Source organism: Salinimicrobium flavum (assembly GCF_042684505.1).
Lineage (GTDB): Bacteria > Bacteroidota > Bacteroidia > Flavobacteriales > Flavobacteriaceae > Salinimicrobium > Salinimicrobium flavum.
The window spans coordinates 827,477-849,335 of sequence record NZ_JBHULT010000006.1; the positions used below are offsets into that span (position 1 = coordinate 827,477).

The 21,859-nt window shown below is 43.9% G+C and carries 22 protein-coding genes; 6 read left to right on the forward strand and 16 right to left on the reverse strand.

The window, feature by feature from the left end:
- Positions 1 to 16: 16 nt before the first annotated feature.
- From ACFSTG_RS07205 to ccoS, 9 genes are all read right to left on the reverse strand, one after another.
- Complete coding sequence (locus tag ACFSTG_RS07205) at positions 17 to 607, reverse strand: YceI family protein (protein WP_380750291.1); 591 nt, start codon at positions 605 to 607, stop codon at positions 17 to 19.
- 380 nt (positions 608 to 987) lie between these two features.
- Positions 988 to 1,689, reverse strand: coding sequence for a sulfite exporter TauE/SafE family protein (locus ACFSTG_RS07210; protein WP_380750294.1), 702 nt, complete (start codon positions 1,687 to 1,689; stop codon positions 988 to 990).
- The gene (locus ACFSTG_RS07215; protein ID WP_380750297.1) at positions 1,689 to 2,135 is read right to left on the reverse strand and encodes a FixH family protein; all 447 of its coding nucleotides are present in this window, start codon (positions 2,133 to 2,135) and stop codon (positions 1,689 to 1,691) included. Before ACFSTG_RS07215 ends, ACFSTG_RS07210 begins: the two co-directional genes overlap by 1 nt.
- Before the next feature lie 20 nt (positions 2,136 to 2,155).
- The gene (locus tag ACFSTG_RS07220) at positions 2,156 to 2,458 is read right to left on the reverse strand and encodes a hypothetical protein (RefSeq protein WP_380750300.1); all 303 of its coding nucleotides are present in this window, start codon (positions 2,456 to 2,458) and stop codon (positions 2,156 to 2,158) included.
- A 48-nt stretch (positions 2,459 to 2,506) separates the two neighbouring features.
- Positions 2,507 to 3,925, reverse strand: coding sequence for a cytochrome c oxidase accessory protein CcoG (gene ccoG, locus ACFSTG_RS07225; protein ID WP_380750303.1), 1,419 nt, complete (start codon positions 3,923 to 3,925; stop codon positions 2,507 to 2,509).
- A 14-nt stretch (positions 3,926 to 3,939) separates the two neighbouring features.
- Positions 3,940 to 4,815 carry a cbb3-type cytochrome c oxidase N-terminal domain-containing protein gene (locus tag ACFSTG_RS07230; protein WP_380750306.1) on the reverse strand — a complete coding sequence of 292 codons (876 nt, stop codon included), beginning with the start codon at positions 4,813 to 4,815 and terminating at the stop codon, positions 3,940 to 3,942.
- A complete protein-coding gene (locus ACFSTG_RS07235) occupies positions 4,812 to 4,997 on the reverse strand; it encodes a CcoQ/FixQ family Cbb3-type cytochrome c oxidase assembly chaperone (protein WP_380750309.1) in 186 nt (61 codons plus the stop codon). Before ACFSTG_RS07235 ends, ACFSTG_RS07230 begins: the two co-directional genes overlap by 4 nt.
- Before the next feature lie 6 nt (positions 4,998 to 5,003).
- Positions 5,004 to 7,202 (reverse strand): cytochrome-c oxidase, cbb3-type subunit I, encoded by a 2,199-nt coding sequence (gene ccoN, locus ACFSTG_RS07240; protein WP_380750312.1) that lies wholly within the window; start codon positions 7,200 to 7,202, stop codon positions 5,004 to 5,006.
- A 9-nt stretch (positions 7,203 to 7,211) separates the two neighbouring features.
- Positions 7,212 to 7,388 carry a cbb3-type cytochrome oxidase assembly protein CcoS gene (gene ccoS, locus ACFSTG_RS07245; RefSeq protein ID WP_380750315.1) on the reverse strand — a complete coding sequence of 59 codons (177 nt, stop codon included), beginning with the start codon at positions 7,386 to 7,388 and terminating at the stop codon, positions 7,212 to 7,214.
- A 181-nt stretch (positions 7,389 to 7,569) separates the two neighbouring features.
- Here ccoS and nirK point away from each other — a divergent pair, with 181 nt between their 5' ends.
- The 4 genes from nirK to ACFSTG_RS07265 all read left to right on the forward strand — a co-directional run bounded on the left by nirK (position 7,570) and on the right by ACFSTG_RS07265 (position 11,443).
- Positions 7,570 to 9,024 carry a copper-containing nitrite reductase gene (gene nirK, locus ACFSTG_RS07250; RefSeq protein ID WP_380750318.1) on the forward strand — a complete coding sequence of 485 codons (1,455 nt, stop codon included), beginning with the start codon at positions 7,570 to 7,572 and terminating at the stop codon, positions 9,022 to 9,024.
- Positions 9,025 to 9,039: 15 nt separating this feature from the next.
- Positions 9,040 to 9,819, forward strand: coding sequence for a formylglycine-generating enzyme family protein (locus ACFSTG_RS07255; protein WP_380750321.1), 780 nt, complete (start codon positions 9,040 to 9,042; stop codon positions 9,817 to 9,819).
- Between the two features lie 9 nt (positions 9,820 to 9,828).
- Complete coding sequence (locus tag ACFSTG_RS07260) at positions 9,829 to 10,458, forward strand: SCO family protein (protein ID WP_380750324.1); 630 nt, start codon at positions 9,829 to 9,831, stop codon at positions 10,456 to 10,458.
- A 178-nt stretch (positions 10,459 to 10,636) separates the two neighbouring features.
- Positions 10,637 to 11,443 carry a DUF7282 domain-containing protein gene (locus ACFSTG_RS07265; protein ID WP_380750327.1) on the forward strand — a complete coding sequence of 269 codons (807 nt, stop codon included), beginning with the start codon at positions 10,637 to 10,639 and terminating at the stop codon, positions 11,441 to 11,443.
- A 99-nt stretch (positions 11,444 to 11,542) separates the two neighbouring features.
- Here the strand turns inward: ACFSTG_RS07265 and ACFSTG_RS07270 are convergent, their stop codons facing one another.
- Positions 11,543 to 14,215: a cation-translocating P-type ATPase gene (locus ACFSTG_RS07270; protein WP_380750330.1), complete on the reverse strand. Its 2,673-nt coding sequence runs from the start codon at positions 14,213 to 14,215 to the stop codon at positions 11,543 to 11,545.
- A 202-nt stretch (positions 14,216 to 14,417) separates the two neighbouring features.
- Positions 14,418 to 15,338: a GNAT family N-acetyltransferase gene (locus ACFSTG_RS07275; RefSeq protein WP_380750333.1), complete on the reverse strand. Its 921-nt coding sequence runs from the start codon at positions 15,336 to 15,338 to the stop codon at positions 14,418 to 14,420.
- A 228-nt stretch (positions 15,339 to 15,566) separates the two neighbouring features.
- Here ACFSTG_RS07275 and ACFSTG_RS07280 point away from each other — a divergent pair, with 228 nt between their 5' ends.
- Positions 15,567 to 15,776 (forward strand): hypothetical protein, encoded by a 210-nt coding sequence (locus ACFSTG_RS07280; RefSeq protein WP_380750335.1) that lies wholly within the window; start codon positions 15,567 to 15,569, stop codon positions 15,774 to 15,776.
- Positions 15,777 to 15,840: 64 nt separating this feature from the next.
- Here ACFSTG_RS07280 and ACFSTG_RS07285 read toward each other — a convergent pair whose 3' ends face one another.
- The 5 genes from ACFSTG_RS07285 to ACFSTG_RS07305 all read right to left on the reverse strand — a co-directional run bounded on the left by ACFSTG_RS07285 (position 15,841) and on the right by ACFSTG_RS07305 (position 19,276).
- Positions 15,841 to 16,617 (reverse strand): oxygenase MpaB family protein, encoded by a 777-nt coding sequence (locus ACFSTG_RS07285; RefSeq protein ID WP_380750337.1) that lies wholly within the window; start codon positions 16,615 to 16,617, stop codon positions 15,841 to 15,843.
- 39 nt (positions 16,618 to 16,656) lie between these two features.
- Positions 16,657 to 17,901 (reverse strand): hypothetical protein, encoded by a 1,245-nt coding sequence (locus tag ACFSTG_RS07290; RefSeq protein ID WP_380750340.1) that lies wholly within the window; start codon positions 17,899 to 17,901, stop codon positions 16,657 to 16,659.
- A gap of 51 nt (positions 17,902 to 17,952) precedes the next feature.
- On the reverse strand, positions 17,953 to 18,288 hold the full coding sequence (locus tag ACFSTG_RS07295; RefSeq protein WP_380750342.1) for a potassium transporter KefB: 336 nt from the start codon (positions 18,286 to 18,288) through the stop codon (positions 17,953 to 17,955).
- Positions 18,289 to 18,362: 74 nt separating this feature from the next.
- A complete protein-coding gene (locus ACFSTG_RS07300; RefSeq protein ID WP_380750344.1) occupies positions 18,363 to 18,641 on the reverse strand; it encodes a winged helix-turn-helix domain-containing protein in 279 nt (92 codons plus the stop codon).
- A gap of 17 nt (positions 18,642 to 18,658) precedes the next feature.
- The gene (locus ACFSTG_RS07305; RefSeq protein WP_380750347.1) at positions 18,659 to 19,276 is read right to left on the reverse strand and encodes a hypothetical protein; all 618 of its coding nucleotides are present in this window, start codon (positions 19,274 to 19,276) and stop codon (positions 18,659 to 18,661) included.
- A 267-nt stretch (positions 19,277 to 19,543) separates the two neighbouring features.
- Between ACFSTG_RS07305 and katG the strand changes: the two genes are divergently transcribed.
- The gene (gene katG / locus ACFSTG_RS07310) at positions 19,544 to 21,805 is read left to right on the forward strand and encodes a catalase/peroxidase HPI (protein WP_380750349.1); all 2,262 of its coding nucleotides are present in this window, start codon (positions 19,544 to 19,546) and stop codon (positions 21,803 to 21,805) included.
- Positions 21,806 to 21,859 lie beyond the last annotated feature (54 nt).

Below are 21,859 nucleotides of genomic sequence, written 5' to 3' on the forward strand. Positions count from 1 at the left end.
TGTTTTTGTTAATTGATTATTTTGAAAAAGCCGCTTGAAATTTAATATTTACATCATCTCCGGTGGTAATGGTACCGAACATGGCTGTTGGAGGATCTACTTTGAAATCGGTCATCTTGATCTTCTTACTTCCGCTAAGGACGATCTTGTCACCGTTAACTTTAGCGTCAAATACAAGATCTACCAACTTTTTAGTTCCTGCAATGGTAAGGTAACCGCTGGTGCTAACTTTACATGAGCTGGTTGAAGTACAGTCAATGTTATTCACCTTTTCCAGTCTGTAGGTTATCCTTTTGTGATCATCTGTATTTAGAGCTTTATAAGTGTTCTTGTCCATTCCACTCTTTCCACTCTTAAGGCTTTCGGCAACTACAGCAAAATCCAGCTGATCTATCTTAACTAATTGCCCGCCTTCCATCTCTACCTTCATTGTTCCGTGAAGCTCTTTTGCTGAAAGTTCCCAGTCGTGAATGTTTGAAGTTCCTTCTACTTTTAAATCAGAAGCTGAGCTATTAATGTTGTAAGACTGACCCATGGTAACCTGGGTAGAAAAGATCATTACTAGAAAGCTTCCAAGTACTAACCAAAAGTTCTTTGTTGTGTTCATGATTTCTGTTTTTAATTATGATACAAAGTTGGCACATAAAAGGAGGTTTAAGTATGACGCACGTCAGCTTTCAGATAGTTTCCTGTGCGTGAATAAGAAAAAATTAATCTTTCTTTCACATTACGGTCAACCCTCCTGAAATTAGGAGTTTAGCGTCCGTTTTAAAAATTCCTCCACTTCAAAAAATGATCATTCTCATATTTTTATGCGCCATTGTCTATCAAAAAGTTCTGAAACAGCGACTCTTCGTCCAAAAGAGGGAATGGTATTAACGTTAATTTAGGTGTTAAACAGGTTTAAACCGGATAAATTAGTCCTGTTTCGACGAGAAAAGAGGATTTTTCAGAGAAGTTTTTTTAAGATAGATTTAAGAACCTGTTTTAATGACAAGTAGCAGATGCTCCCACAAATTCAGTGACCGGGGCAGGAGAGATATAAGGTATTCCAAGACCCATTCCGCGAAGTATGAACAGCACCCCCATCATCACCACTACTACCGGGATAAGTCGTTGCACTTTTTGTCTCATCACCCTATTGAACAACCCGCTGAAATACACCGCTGAGGTCATTAAAGGAATGGTACCCACCCCAAAGAGGAGCATGTAAAGACTGCCCTCAAGAATTCCTCCAACAGCTATAGCCCCGAAAACAGCCATATAGACCAATCCGCAAGGAAGGAATCCATTCAGGAAGCCAATGGTGAAAAAAGTATCAGGTGTTTTCTTCTTTAGTGCAGCGCCCAGGGATGATTTTATCTTACCAATCAGCCTGTACATAGGCCGGGAAAAATTGTATTTCGAAAACCTTTCCGAAGGTATTACGATCACAGCGATCATGAGTGCTCCTGCAGCAATTGACAGGTATTGTTGAATTCCAAATAGATTAAGGCTTTTTCCCAGCATTCCAAAGGCAAAGCCAATGATGCTGTAGGCTAGTAGCCTCCCAAAGTGGTAGATGAAGATCTGCAGGAACTTCTTGACCGGGTTATTGCGTGAAACCGGCAACATGAAGGCAATTGGCCCACACATGCCCACGCAATGGAAACTTCCCAGTATTCCGAAAATTAAAGCAGATAACAGCATTAATAAGTGATCTCTTCTTTATAGAAATATGATTGACCTGCATAGGTCCAGTCTACATTAATGTTCCAACGGCCGCCAGCTAAGCGCTTATCAGGTACGAGCAATTGATGAGAGGATAGCAAAAGAGGAAATTCACTATCCAGTTGCTTGTCTGACGGCCTGTAAAGGAACATTGTGCCTGCAATTCCTGTATATTCTAATTCATCGGGAAAGGTGATCACCAATCCTTCAGGTGTTTTTTCTGTTTTAATGTTCTCAGTTAAATTCTGAGCGTTTATCTCCTTGTCCAGCTGTTGCTGAAAGGAAAGTTCTGTCTTATAATATTCTTCTGTAACCAGGTCATGACTGAATTTTTCATCTGTACTCATGGTGACCACCAGGAACAGGATAAAGGTCATAAAGCTTATTATGGCCAGAACGATAGCAGTACCCCAGGAAATTTTCATGTTTTAGCTCTTTTTTGTTACTAACCTTTGATCACTATAAAAAGACTGTCCTCTATTGCTTCTACACGATGAATCTCCCCAACAGGAATGTCATATTCGTCTAAAGCCTGCAATACTACTTTGGTGTCCTTTTCTTTATACACCATCTTCCCTTTCAGCACAACTATTTTTGCAGGAATGTCACTTTTGTGGTCTCTAAGTACCACCTCTTTTCCAAGGCCTATTGCAAGCACATGTGAGTCTGTAGCTTTTCCCTGCTGTAGTTTTCTTACTACCGGTTTCCCGGCGGTCCCTGTTTCTGAAAGTATTTCCTTGAGTATCATAGTCTTCTTTTTTTCATTTTCCCGAATTTTCCTCCCGGGGTTCTTTATTTATCTGAAACTTCTCGGTCCCATAAAATTGGTGCGGGTGGTTTCAATTAATTTATCTCCGCTATAGATCCCTATCTCCACATCGCTTTTCTCATTGTCGAGCAAAGCCTTATTGATCTCGATAAATAAAGTACCTTCTGCAAGGCCTTTTTCAGGAACTTTAATATTTTCATGTGTGACAGATTCAATGCTTCCGTCATGGGAAAGCAATTCGAAATGAACATTTTCAAAACTTCCCGAGGTCTTATTGATCAATTTGAAGGTATAAACATTGCTTATCATGTTGTTCTCCTTGGTTTCATACAACTGCCCGGGTAATCTTAGTACTGTCGCCTCTACATCGCTTCTAAGGAATAGCATCCCTGAAAGTATTCCCACCAGCACGAAAAGGATGGCAGAATAACCCTTCATTCGGGGAGTTAAGCTGAATTTTTCCCCTTTTTCAATATTCTCTTCAGAATAGTAACCTATCAATCCTTTTGGCAGGTCTACACTTTCCATCATGGCGTCACAGGCATCAATGCATGCGGTACAGTTGATACACTCCAACTGTGTACCGTTCCTGATATCTATCCCCGTAGGGCAAACGTGAACGCATTGAGAACAGTCTATACAATCCCCTTTTCCCAGTTCCGCACGGTTCTCGTTCTTTTTGAATTTGGAACGACCCAAAGATCTTTCTCCCCGCTTGTGGTTATACGCCACCACTACAGATTTCTTGTCAAGCAGTACACTCTGAAGCCTTCCGTAGGGACAAGCTATGGTACACACCTGTTCCCTGAACCAGGCAAAAATGAAATAGAACACTCCTGTAAAGATCATCAACGCCGTGAAGGTGCTGAGGTTCTCAATGGGACCGCGGGTCACGTACTGCAGCAGTTTTTCACTTCCTACCAGGTAGGCGAGGAATACATTGGCGATCCCGAAAGATATCAGGAAGAAAAGAAACCATTTGAATCCCTTTTTCCAAATCTTGACGGCGTCCCATTCCTGCTTGTCCAGCCGCATCTGTGCACCACGATCACCTTCTATCCAGTATTCAATTTTCCTGAACACCATCTCCATAAAGATGGTCTGGGGGCAGATCCACCCGCAAAATATCCTTCCGAAGGCATTGGTGAAAAGGGTGATAAACAGTACACCAATGATCATTGCCGTTACTCCCAGGTAAAAATCCTGCGGCCAGAAAGGAAACCCGAAAACATAGAATTCCCGCTGCAGCACATTGAACATCATGAACTGGTTCCCGTTAATGTGAATGAACGGGGAAAGAATAAGGAAAGCCAGTAAGAACCAGGTGAACCAGGTGCGGTACTTATAAAAGTTACCTACGGGTTTTTTGGGATATACCCAGGCCCTTTTACCTTCTTCGTTTATGGTTCCTATACGGTCCCTGTAGCTATCGCTTTCTTTCAGCACTTACTTTTTCTTTTTTATTCTTCTGTCCACTCCTCGCCTTCGGCTTCCTTGGGATTTGCCGGGGTAGTGCCCTGCAGGCTTAGAATGTAACTGGCTACCTGCTGGATCTCTGCAGGTTTTAACGATGACTTCCAGGCGATCATTCCTTTCCCGGCACGTCCACCTTCGCTTATCGTGTGGTAAATATTTTTGATACCGCCTCCCAGTATCCAGTGGGCATCTACCAGGTTAGGCCCTATACCTCCACCGCCGTCACCGGCATGGCAGGCCATACAATTGGTCTGGTATAATGCGGCACCCTTTTCAAGGTCGGCAGGGTCTGTTAGGAATGTGACACTTTCAGCATCAACAAGATCGGGCGCGTTCTTTTTATACTCTTCCACCGCAATTTTGGCAGCCAGCATTTCCTTTTCAAATTCATCCAGCTGACTGTCTCCATCCATCATGTGATAGTACACCATGTAACCAAAGGCAAAAACAATGGATACATAAAAAGAATATAACCACCAGGGTGGTAACTTGTTGTCAAGTTCCTTAATTCCGTCATAGTTATGGTCCAGTTCCAGGTCTCTTTCTTCGGAAATGGGACGGGTTCCCATCAGCTTTCGGTAAATGACCTTTAGATCATACTTCTTCATTCTTTGCTCATGAGCAGCCATATATCTTTCTTTGGCTTCAGGAGAAAGGGATTTGAAAAGGATATTTTCAAAGGCTGCGAGCACCACTTCCGCAGCTATAAGAAACAACAGGATGATCAACAGGACCAACTGAAGTATGGGATATTCGACAAAGGCAAAATTCTTTCCGGAGTCGATAAAATACTCCATTCCACCCACGATTATTAAAAATATTACCGGTATTCTTATCCAGGCCGGGATTGCATGTCTCATAGTGTCTGGTCTTTTTCGTTGTCTAAAGGAATTTGTTCCATATTGCTGATGTAATCTTTCTTCGCGGTGAACACCCACAAGAAAAGCATTACGAAAAACAGGAAGAAGATAAGCAGGGAAATGATCGGGTAGATCTCAATTCCTGCTATGGTCTCCATATGTCCTTTTATGAATTTAAACATGATGTTTTAGTTTGATGAAGTTGAAGTTTCAGGTTCTTTGATCTTGATATCGGTTCCCATGCGCTGAATGTAAGCTATGAGGGCAACGATCTCACGGTCTTTCATTTCCACGAAGTCAATACCGTTCTCTTCTGCAAGTTTTTTATCGGCTTCATAGGTAGCTACAAAATCGGGGTCGTTATAAAGATTCTCCTGGATCTTCGTTGCCTGCACATCCATTGAATGCTGTGCGTTTGCGATCTCTTCCTCTGTATAAGGTACTCCCAGTTTTACCATGGCTTTCATTTTAGCTTCTGTAGATGAACGATCGTGCTCATCTGTTATAAGCCATTTGTAACCCGGCATGATAGAACCTGCAGAGGTGCTTTGAGGGTCATACATGTGGTTGAAGTGCCAGTTATCTGAGTACTTTCCACCTATCCTCATCAGGTCAGGCCCAGTACGTTTACTTCCCCACAGAAACGGGTGGTCGTAAACATATTCCCCGGCCTTTGAATACTCCCCGTAACGCTCCACCTCACTTCGGAAAGGACGGATCATTTGAGAGTGACAGGAAACACAGCTCTCCCTGATATAGATATCACGTCCTTCAAGTTCCAGCGGCGTATAAGGCTTCACAGTGGTTATGGTAGGTATGTTAGATTTTACCAACAGGGTTGGGACGATCTGGATGATACCTCCAATCAGGATGGCGATTGTAGCCAGGATGGTCAACTGTACCGGTTTCCTTTCCAGCCAGGTGTGGAATCCTTCACCTGCAAGCCTTCTCTTACTTATCTTTTGAAGAGCAGCTGCTTCAGCAAGCTCATCGGTCACATCAGACCCTGATCTTATTGTTCTGAAGACGTTGTAAAGCAGGATGAACATACCAAGAATATACATACTTCCTCCAATCGCTCTGAACCAGTACATAGGCATGATCTCGGTAACTGTTTCCAGGAAATTTCCGTATACCAGTGTGCCGTCAGGATTGAATTGTTTCCACATTGATGCCTGTACAAAACCGGCAACATACATAGGTAGCGTATAGAGAATGATCCCCAGGGTACCTACCCAGAAATGCGCATTAGCAAGTTTTACAGAAAACAGCCTGGTCTTGAACATTCGGGGCACAAGCCAGTAAACCATCCCGAAAGTAAGGAACCCGTTCCATGCGAGTGCACCCACGTGAACGTGGGCAATAACCCAGTCACTAAAGTGAGCGATGGCGTTCACATTCTTCAGGGAAAGCAAGGGGCCTTCAAAAGTGGCCATCCCGTATCCGGTTATCGCTACCACCATAAATTTAAGAACAGGATCTGTTTTTACCTTATCCCATGCCCCGCGAAGGGTAAGAAGTCCGTTGATCATCCCACCCCATGAAGGCATAAGGAGCATAACAGAGAAAGCTACCCCCAGGTTCTGAGCCCAGTCTGGTAAAGATGAATACAATAAATGGTGAGGTCCTGCCCAGATATAGATGAAGATGAGCGACCAGAAGTGGATAATTGATAATTTGTAGGAGTACACCGGCCGGTTTGCAGCTTTGGGTACGAAATAGTACATGAGCCCCAGGAAAGGTGTGGTAAGGAAGAATGCTACAGCGTTGTGGCCGTACCACCACTGCACTAAGGCATCCTGCACCCCGGCATACACTGAATAACTTTTAAACAGGCCTACCGGAATAGCAAGGCTGTTAAATATGTGCAGAACGGCTACCGTCACAAATGTGGCGATGTAGAACCAGATAGCTACATATAAATGTCTTTGTCTTCTTTTAAAGATGGTGGCGATAAGGTTCCATCCAAAAACTACCCAAACTATGGCAATGGCAATGTCAAAAGGCCATTCCAGCTCTGCATATTCTTTGGAACTGGTAAATCCCATAGGAAGGGTAATGGCGGCACCAACTATAATGGCCTGCCAGCCCCAGAAGTTGACCTTGCTCAGAATGTCACTATACATTCTGGCTTTTAACAAACGCTGGGTGGAGTAGTAGACTCCGGCAAAAATAGCGTTACCAACAAAAGCGAAAATTACCGCATTGGTATGTAAAGGACGAAGACGACCAAAACTAAGCCAGGAGATACCATCGGTAAGGTTTGGAAAAATAAATAAGAAAGCCAGTAATAAGCCGACTGACATACCTATGACGCCCCAGAAAAGGGTGGCATAGAGAAAGTTTTTTACGATTTTATTATCGTAGTAGAACTGTTGCAATTCCATACTCGTCTTTTAATTTTTTTTGGATTTGTTTGTTTTTTCTTTTACAAGCTCATCTTCAAACAGCATCCGTACAGATGGGGTATAATCATCATCAAACTGGCCGTTTTTGACAGCTATGATAAATGCAATGAAAAAGAATACCGCCACAGTAATACTTACTGCCAGTAGTAAATAGATTACGCTCATACCTATTTAATAAGGGGGCAAATCTATAAGCTTAGGGTTTTCCTAAATATGATTTCAATCAGGTTTTGGGGAAATATGAATTTGTAAAAAATTCAGCCATATATGATTACGCTCATACATCGATTTGAACCTAATTAGGACATTTGTGTCTGAAATTAAAATTGACTTTAAAATTCTGATCATGAAAAACTTTAAGAAATCTAAAATGAAACTTGTCTATGTATTCTTTGCGGCTGCATTAATGGCCGGTGTACTTTCTTCCTGCGAGAAAGCCGTTGCGGCAAAAGAAAATCCTGAATCAATGAAGGTATATGGTGAAAGTGAAGCAGAAATGACTGCTCCTCCAATGGTACCTAAGCCGGTTGGTAAAAGGGCTGCTACCAAATTGATCGTAAATATGGAGGTAGTAGAAAAAGAAATGGAAATGGCAGATGGGGTTACCTATAACTACTGGACCTTTGACGGGTCAGTTCCCGGAAGCTTTATTCGTACCCGTGTAGGAGATGAGATCGAATTCCACTTTAAGAACCACCCAGACAGTAAATTACCACACAACATTGACCTTCATGCTGTCACAGGACCGGGGGGAGGAGCTGAGTCTTCTTATGTAGCTCCCGGCCACCAGGCAACTTTCAACTTTAAAACCATGAATCCGGGGTTATATGTGTATCACTGCGCTACCGCTCCGGTTGGAATGCACATCGCGAACGGGATGTATGGACTTATCCTGGTTGAACCGGAAGGTGGGTTGCCTCCTGTAGATCGTGAATATTACGTAATGCAGGGAGATTTCTATACTGAAGGAGAATATGGGGACAGAGGTTTTCAGGCCTTTGACATGAACAAAGCAGTAGATGAAGATGCAGATTATGTAGTGTTCAACGGAAAAGTTGGCGGACTCACAGGTGACAATGCCCTGCACGCCAAAGTAGGTGAAACTGTTAGGTTGTATGTGGGTAACGGTGGACCAAACCTAATATCGTCCTTCCACGTGATAGGAGAGATCTTTGACAGGGTGTACGCTGAAGGAGGAACTACTATCAATGAAAACATTCAAACCACACTTATTCCTGCCGGTGGTGCTGCTATCGTTGAGTTCAAGGTAGAGGTGCCCGGAAATCTTGTTCTGGTGGACCACTCTATCTTCAGAGCATTTAATAAAGGAGCCTTAGGGATTCTGAAAGTGGAAGGGGAAGAGAATGAAAAAGTCTACGGCGGAAAGACAGCTGAAGGCGTGTATAATCCCGGTACGGTAGTATCTTCTGAAAGCGCAACTGAAGAAACTGATGATGCGCCGGTAGCAGAATTGTCAATGGCCGATAAAATGGAGAGAGGAAAACAGGTTTATACCCAAAACTGCCTCGCATGTCACCAGGCAACCGGTGGCGGAGTGCCAAATGCATTCCCTCCGCTTGCAGCTTCAGACTGGCTGAATGCAGATCCACACCGTGCTATTGATGCCGTGAAATTCGGACTCTCAGGTGAGATCAAGGTAAATGGTAATGTGTACAATAGTGTAATGCCTAAGCAAAACATTTCAGATGAAGACGTTGCAAGTGTACTTACCTATATCTATAACAATTGGGATAATAATAAAAGCGAAGTGACCACAGAGATGGTTAAATCGAGAAAATAATTAAAAGAGATTAATATGAAGACTATAATCAGATTGGCCATTTGTTTCTCAATATTGATTCAGAGCCAGGCATATGGCCAGTCTGGTTCCATGGTCAAAATAGAAGGAGGGGAGTTCGTTCCTTTGTACGGTACTGAGTCTGCAGTCAAAGTTGATGATTTTTACATGGATATCTACCCGGTGACCAATGCCCAATTTCTGGAATTCGTAAAGAAGAATCCAAAATGGAAGAGGTCACAGGTGAAAAAACTCTTTGCAGACGAAAGTTATCTAAAAGACTGGATCGATGATGAAACCCTGTCTCCAGATGATCTGCCTAATTCACCAGTTACCAATGTATCCTGGTATGCCGCGAAAAATTACTGCGAGTGTGAAGGGAAGAGGTTAGCTACCGTTGACGAATGGGAATATGCCGGTATGGCCAATGAAAAAAGCCCCGATGCACGGGAGGAAAAGACCTATAATAAATACATCCTCAGCTGGTATGAAACCCCCAACACCCATAAAAATGAGATTGGGAGCACTTTTGAAAATTACTGGGGAGTGTATGATATGCATGGCCTGGTATGGGAGTGGACCCTTGATTTCAACTCGGTAATGATTGGGGGGGAATCCAGGAAAGACAGTACGGGAGACAATAACCTGTTCTGCGGTGCGGCTGCGGTGGGAGCCACAGATCTCATGAACTATGCTGCATTTATGCGGTATGCCCTACGCGGAAGTATGAAGGCAAAATATTCCACTAAAAATCTTGGCTTTAGATGTGTACAGGATGTAGACAAAGAAGCTCTTTAAAATGAAAGAATGATGAGAAAATTGATTTTGATATTTGCGATCGCAGCTCTTTTTGCTGCCTGTAACAACAATAATGATATTGAGAACGCAAAGGAGCAGGAAGAAATTGCAGAAGCTAAAATTCCGGAGCTTCCGAAAGAGTTACCTGAACTTTCCATCTATAACCTGCCTTCTACCTGGACTACGCAGAATAATGAGAATATTGAACTGGAGGATCTCAGGGGCAACGTCCTGGTAATGGTGATGATCTATACCTCGTGTAAAGCAGCCTGTCCCAGACTGGTAGCAGATATGCGGAATATTGAAAAGCAGGTTCCCGAAAAAGACCTGGAAAAGGTGAAGTTCATCATGGTAAGCATCGATCCTGAGACCGATACCCCTGCTCGTCTAAAAAAATTCTCGAAAGAGAATGAAATGGGAGATGATCACTGGATGTTCTTAAGGGGAACGCCTGAAGATACGCGGGAATTTGCAGCTGTATTAGCTGTGAGCTATAAGAAGATCTCTCCAATTGATTTTTCACATTCCAACATCATAAGTGTTTTTGATGAAGACGGGGTGCTGGTTCACCAACAGGAAGGCCTTGGAGTAGATAATAAAGAGACCATTGCTTCCATTCATGAAGAAGTTTCCAATTAGAGATTAATTTTTTTCAGATTACAAGTTGAGCCGGGAGGAATTTTTCTTCCCGGCTTTTTTAGTTAAAAAGGTAGGATTCCACCTTCATGTCGATGCTCTTAAAGTATTAATTATGAGTAAATTAACCTTTACAATCCGAAGTATGAGATAAATTTATAGGTTTCTAAAATTTTAAGTCATGAAAAAGATATTACTACTGTGGGGGTTGTTGATCGGTACAGTATTTATTGGCTGTAGTGACGATGATGATAGTCGGGACACTCAGGATGATGTTCTGTCTGGGAGCTTAAGTGTACGGAATCAGGTGTACGGAAAGGGCGCCATGATGGTGGATGGGGTAGGGATCACTCAAAACGGTTGGATAGCGATTTATCGATATGGTTTAGAAAAGGGAGATTTAGTAGGTCTTACATTTATTGAAGCGGGGATACACCGGGATGTGGTTATCGAATTAGATGCAAATGTGGAAAATGGGGAAACCTTACTGGCCGTATTGCATCACGATACAAATGCAAACAAATTATTTGAATGGGAAGGAGACCAGGGAATTGACTTGCCTCTAACAATAGGATCCAGGGAAATGTCTAAAAAATTCACTTTCTATATTAGACCTGATTATGCCGATTACTGGATAACCATAGATGATCAATCTCTTAGTGCAGGTCCATTCTGGGATTTACTAAAGGTAAAAAACATTGATGTTGAGTCAATAGAGAAATTGCTTAAAGGCAATGCAGTATGGTTAGTGGCTTACACCTGGGATGTGGAAGGTCTTAATGAAAGGATCGGGTTTTCTGATAGGCTTGAGATCAAAAGCCATGATCAGGCATCTGTCTACATCGAGGGATTCGTCCCAAAAGGGGATACTATATGGCTGGTATTATTTGATGATACAGGGGAAGAAGGTGTATTTGAAGATACAGATGAAATGATATGGGATCCTGAAAATGGAGGATTTTTAATGACTCCTGTTACGATTTTATAATGGAGCTATAAAGATGATAGCCAACCGGCATTTTTGAAGAGGGTATCGATCGCCCGGTTTGGGATGAGGTAAATGATGATTTTGTAATGACTTCGATCTTTATTTTCGAATAACCAAATTCTTCTTTTTAAGATAGAGCTTAAAGATCTCCATAGCGAACAGGATGCTGGAGGCGGTAAGGAATAAATACAACCAGTGCTGCCATGCAATAGGGTAGAGGCTTAGGATGGTCTGCATGATTGGGAGTTGCAGGGCTACCACATGTATGCTCTGGGCGGCAAGTATTCCGAAGATCAGTACCAGATTCTTTTTTAGTGGTATCCGGAAAACCGAGCGGGTCTCAGACCGGCAGTTTAATGCATGGAAATTCTGAAGGAGGACCATTAGCATCAGTACGGCGTTACGCGCTATAGATTCTTCCCAGTGCAGGTGGTTGAGCAAATGATACCAAAGTCCAAATGCCAGCAGGCCTATTACAGCTGCTGAAATGAGTGTTTGCCTAATCATCAAAGGATCAAATATGGCTTCATCGGGCCTTCGGGGTGCCTGCCGCATTACCTTTTTCTCCCCGGCTTCGAACGCCAAAGCGACATCCTGGATTCCGTTGGTCACGAGGTTGAGCCAAAGTAGTTGGACCGGCAGAAACGGTAGAGGTAGCATGAACGCCAGAGCAAGACCAATGGTGATCAACTCGGCAGCCCCGGTGGAAATAAGCAGGTAAATGATCTTTCTCAGGTTACTGTAGGTAAAACGTCCTTCTTCGATTCCTGCGGCAATAGAAGCAAAATTATTGTCACTTATGATTATTGAAGAAGTGTCTTTTGCCACGTCTGTTCCATATCCCATGGCTACCCCAATATTAGCTGTTTTAAGGGCTGGGGCATCATTCACCCCGTCTCCCGTGACCGCAATAAAATGCCCGGCTTCCCTGAGAGATTCTACGATCACTTGTTTCTGTTGGGGCGATACCCTGGAGAATACACGTTTCGACTTTAGGATATCCAGAAACTCTGTACCAGCTTTAGAGGAGATGGCACTTAATTCATCACCGGTAATGAGCTCTTCCCGGGTTTTGGCGATACCTACCTCCCGGGCAATGGCAAGGGAAGTGGCGGGATGATCACCGGTCACCATTGCGACCTGTACCCCTGCACGGTGACAGGCCTCTACCGCAGCTGCAGCTTCGGGCCTAAGGGGATCAATGAGAGCTATGAAGCCAAGGAGCTCCATGAAAGGCAATTCTCCCACTGGCATTACTTCCTCTACAGGACCACCACCTACAGCAAGGATTCGGTAACCGTCTGCGGCATATTTGACGGCCTTCTCCAGCATTTCTGAATTTTTTTCAGCATCTATCCTCTCCCTTATTTTTTCAATAGCTCCTTTTACGCTTATCTGCAGCTGCTCTTTACCTTTTTCCTTATAATAGACCGCGGCATATTGTCTTTCAGATTCAAATGGCACCTCACTCACTTTTTCAACTTGCTCAAGGATCTTCATAGGGGTAGATCCGGCTTTATAAGTAAGGCATAAAAGAGCGACATCAATTGGGTCACCCGCATAACTCCAGCCTCCGTCATCCTGTGAGAGATCACCTTCATTGCATATGGTCACTGCCCTTATCAGATCTCCAAATTCGGGAGAGGTTTTGACGAAGGCCTTTTCTCCGTCCGGAGCTGTGATATCTCCTTTCCCATTGTATCCTTCCCCAGATACCTTGAAAGGAATGGCACCCGGCAATACGATTACCCTGGCCGTCTGCTGGTCAACGGTTAGGGTCCCGGTCTTATCTGTGGCGATAAAAGTGCAGCTTCCAAGGCCTTCAACAGCGGTAAGTTTCCTTATGATCACATTTCTTTTTGCCATTCTGGAAGCACCTATAGAAAGGGCCACGGTCATGGCAATGGGCAGGCCTTCGGGAATTGCCGAGACCGCGACCGCCACCACAAAAAAGAAAATTTCTTTGATGGGAATACCGCTGTAGTAACCGGTCACCCCCAGTACAAGGCACGCCCCCAGCACGATGAAACTTATTTTCCGGGTAAAAATTTCCATTCTTTTTACCAGCGGAGCCTTTCCTGTGCTGAGTTCTGTAAGGGAGGAAGCTATTTTTCCAATCTCGGTATCCAAACCTGTAGAAACCACCACCCCTGTGCCTCTCCCGGTGGTAATAGTGGTGCCGGCAAAAAGCATATTTGATCTTTCAGAAACGGCAGCTTTTTCTTTCTCCAGGGTTTCACTCTGTTTGTCTATGGCCATTGACTCCCCGGTAAGTATAGCTTCTTCGGCAGTAAGATTGTTCTCCCGCAGAATGCGAATGTCTGCCGGGACTTTATTCCCCGATTCAAGCATCACAATGTCTCCGGGAACCAGATCTTCACTGTCAATCACCCTGACCTTCCCATCCCGCATTGTCTTTACCTTAAGTTTGATGAGGTTCTCCAGGGCAGAGGCTTTTTCCTCAGCTTTCCATTCCTGAAAAGCTCCAATGACCGCGTTGATGATCAATACCAGAAAAATGAAACCTGCATCTGAATATTCTTCGAGAATAAGGGCAACGATTGCTGCGGCCAGTAAGACATAGATAAGGGAACTCATGAACTGGTCCAGGATGATCCTGAACAGGGTGAGCCTTTTCCTGGAAGGCAGAAGATTCTTTCCGTGCCGGGAAACCTTTTCTTCAACTTCGGCAGAAGAGAGGCCAGACGTTGAGGAGTCCAGTTTCTGGAGCGTTTCCTCTGTTTCTATAGTATGCCATAAGGTTGCTGACATAAGTGGTACTTTAAACGGGTGGTTCCCGGAATCTTATAGAATTCCGGAAGGGGGGAGGATCGGGATCACTTCTTATAAACAGACCCCGGCTGAGAATATTAGAGGAATAAATATAAGCATGTGAAATTCAAAAATTCATGACATTTTACAGTTTTTGAAAGATTTTTGAGAGAATTGCCTTCCCCTAAGAGTTATCAAAAATTCAATTTTTAAGCAGAAGTTCCAAAAGGTAAAGATCGAAGCTTCCTGCCCAATAATCTTTTACAGTAGAAACCAGTCTGAATCCTGTTTTTTGATAAAACCCATGGGCTTCCCGGGTGGTCCTTACCTGGACCTTTTTAACCTCCGGGTGTTTTTTTAACTCATCCAGCCTGAAAGCAGTTAATTTCCTTCCAACCCCTTTTCCGTGATAAGCGGGATGAACTATATCCCAGGACAACCTGGCCGCCTTTCCTTCTTCAAACCCCAAATTGTACCCGCCGCAGGCTATTATCCTTCCTGCTTCTTCCACTACAAAATAATGTTCTGCAAAGCGGTCAAAAAACGTTATCAGGTCTTTTTCTTCGGAAGGATGGAAATATTTAGGAGTATTCAGTTCCAGTAGTGTTAGTACCTGCTTTTGATCTAATGAGGTAAACCTTCTGATCTTTCTGCTGAAGGCAGGGCGGCAAAATTCTGCATAGATCATCTCCTCCTTTTCTTCCGTTTTACTGAAACCCAGTTGCTCCAGGAGTTGAATGGCTGCCTGATTTTGTGTTGAGGTCACCGCTGTAACTTTTTCCAGCCCCATGTCAAGAAATCCGAAATCCATTACCAGCTGCATGGCTTTGGTCATATAACCTTTTCCGCGGAAGGAGGGTAACAAGACACAACCCAGCTCTCCCGAAGCATTTTTGAAACCACGGTAATAGCCGCAGGTGCCCACTATACGTCCGGAAGTTAGATCCTCAATTCCCCAATGAATAGAAGTGCCGTCTTCATAATCCCGGTCTATCTTTTCCTGCATTGTCAGAGCCTGTTCCACAGATTCAGCTTTTTCCCCGTCATAAAAGCAGATATCCACGAGCTGCGGAATATCCAGATTCGTGACCCTTCTCAAAATGATCCCCTTTCCCGTTATCATGGGAAATTTAGAATATGGCGGTAGGTTCATTGCAGTCCTGAATTTTAAAATGATCAGGTTTTAAAGATACAAATAGGAAACCTGCTAACTAAGTTACCCAGATAGGTTTACAAGATAAAAATTCAATTTTCGGTGTAAATTTTTACGAATATTCTTTAGAGAATGTTAATAGGGATGTTGGTTTCGATAGAATGTATAACTTTATTCCCTTAACCAATAAATAATATTATGATAAAGATCTTAGCAGTTATCATGTTAATTGGCGGTGCCATTGCATTGATTCTTGGAGTTCTGGGGATCTTTGGCAGCGTAGCCCTAATGTTTAGTCCATGGGCCCTGGCAATTCTGGGTTTTGTATTCTTCATTGCCGGCATATCCATGCTTAAATACAGAAAAGATACAGACGAGGTTGCTGCCGAACACAGGAAGCATTCCTAATAAGATTTCAAAGGCTGCAATTATGCAGCCTTTGTTTTTATTACCTGTTTCAGCAACTTCACTTTTATTTTCTCGCTGCTTCGGGTAAATGATCGAGATCTTTAATCTCTTTTTTGTATCGGGAAGGCAGGATAAAGTATTTCAACAGCAGGTCTAATTTTAAGTTTCTGCTTAGCCTGTAAGGTCTTATCATAGGTTTTAACAGCGAGAACTTTTTCAGACCAAGTTGTTGACGAACCCTTGATGGCACTAGCAGACTTTGGGCTTCCAACAACACCGTGTATCTCATTTTTCCCAGATGTATTCGATACCGGTTGTAAAGGTCGGCGGTGTAATGGCTATATTCCAGGTCATTTTGCAGGTGTTCCCTTCGCATTCTTTGCCAATCCTTGAAGCTCTGCGGCAGGCCGCAAATCCCCATCCGGTTTCCCACTCTGTAAAAAACATCGAAAACCTCCTGCTTCTCTGTTTCACTTAACCTATGTTCCAGTAATTCATAAGATCTGATTGAGTAATCAATGAGCATAAAAAGTACATCCCTATAAGCCCAATCCGGGATCTTCCTGCCACGACCGGTTTCCACCCGGGCATGTATGGCGGCAATTTTATCAATAGCCTGCAAGGCCGGTTCTTCTTCAGAAAAAACAATTTTTCGGGCATAGGTTACCGTGGAAAAAAGCCGTCCCAAAGGATCTGCAGGAAGACGGCCGGTAAAATAAAGCCAGTCCACCGATTTATTGAGGGCAAACTCAGCAGCGGCTCCGGCAAATATCAGCAGGATAGTGTCTCCCTTCCCCCAGATCTTACGCACTATGGACTTTTTGTCAACGAAGTATTCCATCCTGAAAAATTAATTCAAAACTTCTTATTAGCAGAGAGGTTATCTAAAGTTGAAAAGCACCGGAAAAATAAAAGTCACCAGGATCGCCCACAGTACATAGATGGGCAAAAAGGAGGCGATACTGTTTTCAACCTGCTCTAATTTGCTTTGATCTTTAACGGCCTGATATTGCCTGTAGGTGACCAGGAGCAAATTTATAAGTATAAGCAGATTCCCACCCAGTACGGCAATGCGGTTGGGGGTTACTCCCCACTCTGAGATCCTGAATAAAATTGCCGTTAATGCTACTGCGTTCACAACGATGGTCACAATAGAAAGCCCCAGCAGCGTTAGAGCGCCAATACGGCTGGTGTTATTCCGTGAAGTTTCAGCAACAGAGAAAAGGATGATAGCCATTACCCCGATCAACAGTATATTGAAGATCATTAAAAACTCCCGGTCATTGTAGGGGTCTTTGCCCGTGAAGATCACTGCGCCCAGGTATATTATAAGCATTACAAGTAGCAGTGGGGTAAAGACCTTTGCGATCACAGGGGAGACCTTATTCACCAGGTGGGGATTGGTTTGTACCAGGTATGTTGCAATGACAGGGGCTGCGGCCAGACCCCATATGCCCAAATATTGAAAATAAAACTCTTCAATATTAAGATCAATTAATTCAAAAAGTCCTAAGGTCACAGCAGTCATAAGGCCTCCCGCTAAAAGTAAAATTGTGGTCATTACCACGAGGTCCCCATTATATCGAAGAAACTCAAGCCTCCGTTGGAGATCTTTCAGTTTTTGGCCTGTGAAAGTGAAACCGGTTACTGCCCATAGGATCAAAAGCAGGTGAATGCAGGCAAGGATAAGGGTGTCGCTGCCATCATCACCCGGCAGAAGGTTTATATAGATCGCTGAGATCAAATTCACCCCAAAAGCAATGAACCAGTGTTTGACCGGCATCTTCTGTTTCCACAAAAAATAGGCTGCTAACATGGGAAACACTATGAAACCGATATTCCGGGGATAGAAAAATTCAGGGTCCAGGCCTGTGAGGTTTGGGATCTTTGCGATAAGGCCGGCTATCAAAGAAACTGTGATCACAAAAATGAGTTCCTTTTTTGTGCCCCAGGAAATAGAGTCGGACTCGTAGTTCAACCTTTCATTCCAAAAGTCGGCCAGGCTGCTGCCTTTTAACTCATGGTAAACGAGGTTGAACTCACGCCTGAATTTTACCTTATTGCTTCGGTACAAGGCTTCCAATTGACCGGGGTCGTTCTGATGTTTATAGATGTCAGCTTTCATTGGTAATTCGTTTTAAGATTAGCTTTTGATTATTAAGAAGGATCGTACGGATTAATCCCACAAGGTACCGTCAAGTCCCAACACCACTCCCAGCCATACTCCAATAATATAGACCAACAGGCTAATAAGGACTGCGGCCGTCCTGTTAAACCCTCGATTGACCCGGGACTGCATATAGGCATAAAATGCCCCGCCAACAGCTCCGGCCAAAGGGGTAATAATCAGAGGCCTTATTTTCCAGAATCTTCCCCATTCAGGAGCCGGGTTATTTAATCCAAAAACAAAAAAGGAGATCACCAGGAAGGCGACTACTGCACCTATTAAAATTGGTTTGATAAAGGATATCCACTCCATTCGGTGGTTTTCTAATTGATCCTGCTGTGTCATGATTTTAATTTTAAGTTATTAATTGGTTCTAAAGTACTTTGTATTTCAAAGTGTAAGTACAAAAAAAATTTCTGTTATTTCTGAGACCTGATCAACTTTTCCAAAATGCTTAGGTGATCCTCAAATGCTTTTTTTCCCTTTTTGGTCATATTGTATTTAGTATTCGGTTTTCGGTCAACGAATGACTTTTCAACTTCAATGAAATCTTCTTTTTCCAGGGCCTTCAGGTGGCTTGCCAGGTTCCCATCGGTCACCCCGAGATATTCCTTCAGGGAATTAAAATCGAGCATATCATTTACAGCCAGGGCAGACATGATGCCAAGCCTTATCCTGCTTTCAAATGCCTTATGCAAACCCTCAATTGATATTTTCACTTCTCGTACCTGTAATGCATATAAATGCCGTAAATAATATGAACTGCCCCGAATCCTGTCGCCCAAAAATATAATCCCCATTGCGGGAACCGGAAGCTCAGCAGACCCAGCACTATTTCTATAAGGCCCAAAAATTTCACTTCCGAATAGGTATATTTTCCGGCGTTAAACAGAGCAAGGCCATAAAATAACAGGGAGAAGGGGAGAAGCAGACCAATATAACCCAGGGAGATCGTCATTAAAATAAGGATCCCCCCCGTGATCAACGGCACTGCCATTTGTTCCAGAAGGCGTCTGGAGGTAGGATTCCATAATTTTTCCCCTTTTTCCGATGCCTTTCTTGAAGAAAGGAAGATGGCCGTACCCACAGCCAGGGCCAGAAGGATGATCCCTAATATGAGGAGCTCCCATAGTCCAGAGAAAGAACTTTCAGGATCTGATAAAAGCGCTTCCGGGGTGAGAGCAAGATATTCATACGCAATATAAACAGCGACAAGGGCATAGATCCCGGCTAATATACCCGCCCACCCGGCGAGAGACAGGAATTTCGAGCTGCGTTCCATCATGGAACGTATCTCTGCAATGTCCTGCATATAATCCTTTTCTTTTTTCATTTAAAAGTACTTTGTGATTCAAAGGTAAAACAAAAAAGTATAGATTTTACATTTCACTTAAAAAAGATGCAGTCCTGAAATGGGCAAGGAAGGTTACGTTTATTTCCGGGGTAACGCAAAATTCCTTAAATTAAAAGGCTAATTACTTTATTGCTGCCGCCTCCCTCTATAGTTTTTCTCTAACCACTATAGAAAATAAGAATGGAAAATAAAAATCCATAAAAATAAATTATACTAAATTAGTCATAACCACTAAAACTTCACACAATGGATAAGAACAAGCATACAAGCACGCCAGGCAATCACAAAGTATGGGAAGTGAACGAATCCCACAAATGCCCTTTTACGGGAGGGGCGCTTGACAAGACTGCCGGAAGTGGTACAACAAACAGGGACTGGTGGCCAAATATGTTGAACCTTCGCATTCTCAGGCAACACTCTAAATTGTCTGATCCTATGGGGGAGGATTTTAACTACGCAGAAGAATTCAAGAGCCTGGACCTGGCCGCGGTAAAAAGGGACCTTCATGAGCTTATGACCCAATCGCAGGAATGGTGGCCGGCAGATTATGGCCACTACGGGCCACTGTTCATTCGTATGGCCTGGCACAGCGCCGGGACCTATCGTATTGGTGATGGCCGTGGGGGCGCGAGTTCGGGTTCTCAAAGATTTGCACCCCTAAACAGCTGGCCAGATAATGCGAACCTTGACAAAGCCCGCCTGCTTTTGTGGCCTGTCAAACAAAAATATGGGAGAAAGATATCCTGGGCAGATCTTATGATCCTCACCGGGAATGTCGCCCTGGAATCCATGGGGTTAAAACCTTTTGGATTTGGCGGTGGCCGCGAAGATGTCTGGGAACCGGAAGAAGATATTTACTGGGGTTCTGAGGGCGAATGGGTCGCTAATAAGGAACGTTACGCTAAAGGGGACGCACTTGAAAATCCTCTTGCGGCTTCTCATATGGGCTTAATATACGTTAACCCTGAAGGACCTAATGGCAATCCAGATCCTCTTGGTGCCGCCCATGATATAAGGGAAACTTTTGGACGCATGGCCATGAATGATTATGAGACCGTCGCGCTTATTGCCGGGGGGCATACCTTCGGTAAAACTCATGGGGCTGCAGATCCTGTGGAAAACGTGGGTGTCGAACCGGCAGGTGCCGGCCTGGAAGAAATGGGCCTTGGCTGGAAAAACAAATTCGGGAGCGGTAAAGGGGCCGATACCATCACCAGTGGAATTGAAGGAGCCTGGACCCAGACCCCAACCCAATGGAGCAACAAATTTTTCGAGAACCTGTTTGGTTTTGAATGGGAATGCCATAAGGGACCGGGGGGAGCCTATCAATGGAAACCCAAAAATAATGCAGGTGCAAATACAGTGCCCGATGCCCATGATCCTTCAAAAAAACATGCTCCGTTCATGCTTACTACAGATATAGCGCTGCGGGAAGATCCTGCTTACGAAAAAATATCCCGACACTTTTTTGAGAACCCCGATGAGTTTGCAGATGCCTTTTCAAGGGCCTGGTATAAGTTGACCCATCGTGATATGGGACCTGTATCCAGATATTTGGGGCCAGAAGTGCCTTCAGAAGAACTCCTCTGGCAGGATCCGGTCCCTGAGGTAGATCACGAATTGATTGATCGGGAAGATATAGCTGAACTGGAGAAAATGATATTTGATTCAGGCCTAACAATATCCCAGTTGGTCTTTACGGCATGGGCCTCGGCATCAACCTTCCGGAATTCTGATAAAAGAGGAGGGGCAAACGGCGCCAGGATTCGCCTCGAGCCACAAAGGCACTGGGAGGTCAATGATCCGGCCCGTTTACAGAAAGTATTAATGAAGCTGGAAAAGATAAGGGATGAATTCAACAATGCTCAATCTGGTAATAAAAAAGTTTCCCTTGCAGATCTCATAGTACTGGCAGGCTCCCTTGCCGTTAAGAAAGCTGCGAAAGACGCAGGCTTTGATATAGGAGTCCCATTCGCGCCGGGACGCACAGATGCCACGGCAGAGCAAACAGATGTGGAGGCCTTTGAACCCCTGGAGCCCAGCGGGGATGGTTTTCGCAACTATGCAAGCAACAGAGACCATATATCAGCTTCTGCTGAAGAAAGGCTCGTAGACAAGGCTCAGCTGCTATCATTGACCCCACCTGAGATGACAGTACTGGTAGGCGGAATGCGCGTACTTGATACCAACTATGATGGTTCTAAGCACGGAGTGTTTACCCATCGACCGGGACAACTTACCAATGACTTCTTTGTGAATCTACTGGATATGGGGACAACATGGAAAGCCAGCCCCAAATCTGGAGACTTATTTGAAGGCAGGGATCGTTCCACCGATGAAGTGAAGTGGACGGGCAGCAGGGTGGATCTTATATTTGGTTCAAATGCTGAGCTCAGGGCTCTTGCTGAAGTATACGCCTGTAAAGATGCGCAGGAAAAATTCGTAAAAGATTTTGTAAAGGCCTGGGACAAAGTGATGAACCTTGACCGTTTTGACCTGAAAAATTAAGCTAAGGCAAAAAACAAAATGCTCATTAAAAGGTGGTCTGTGCTAAGATCACCT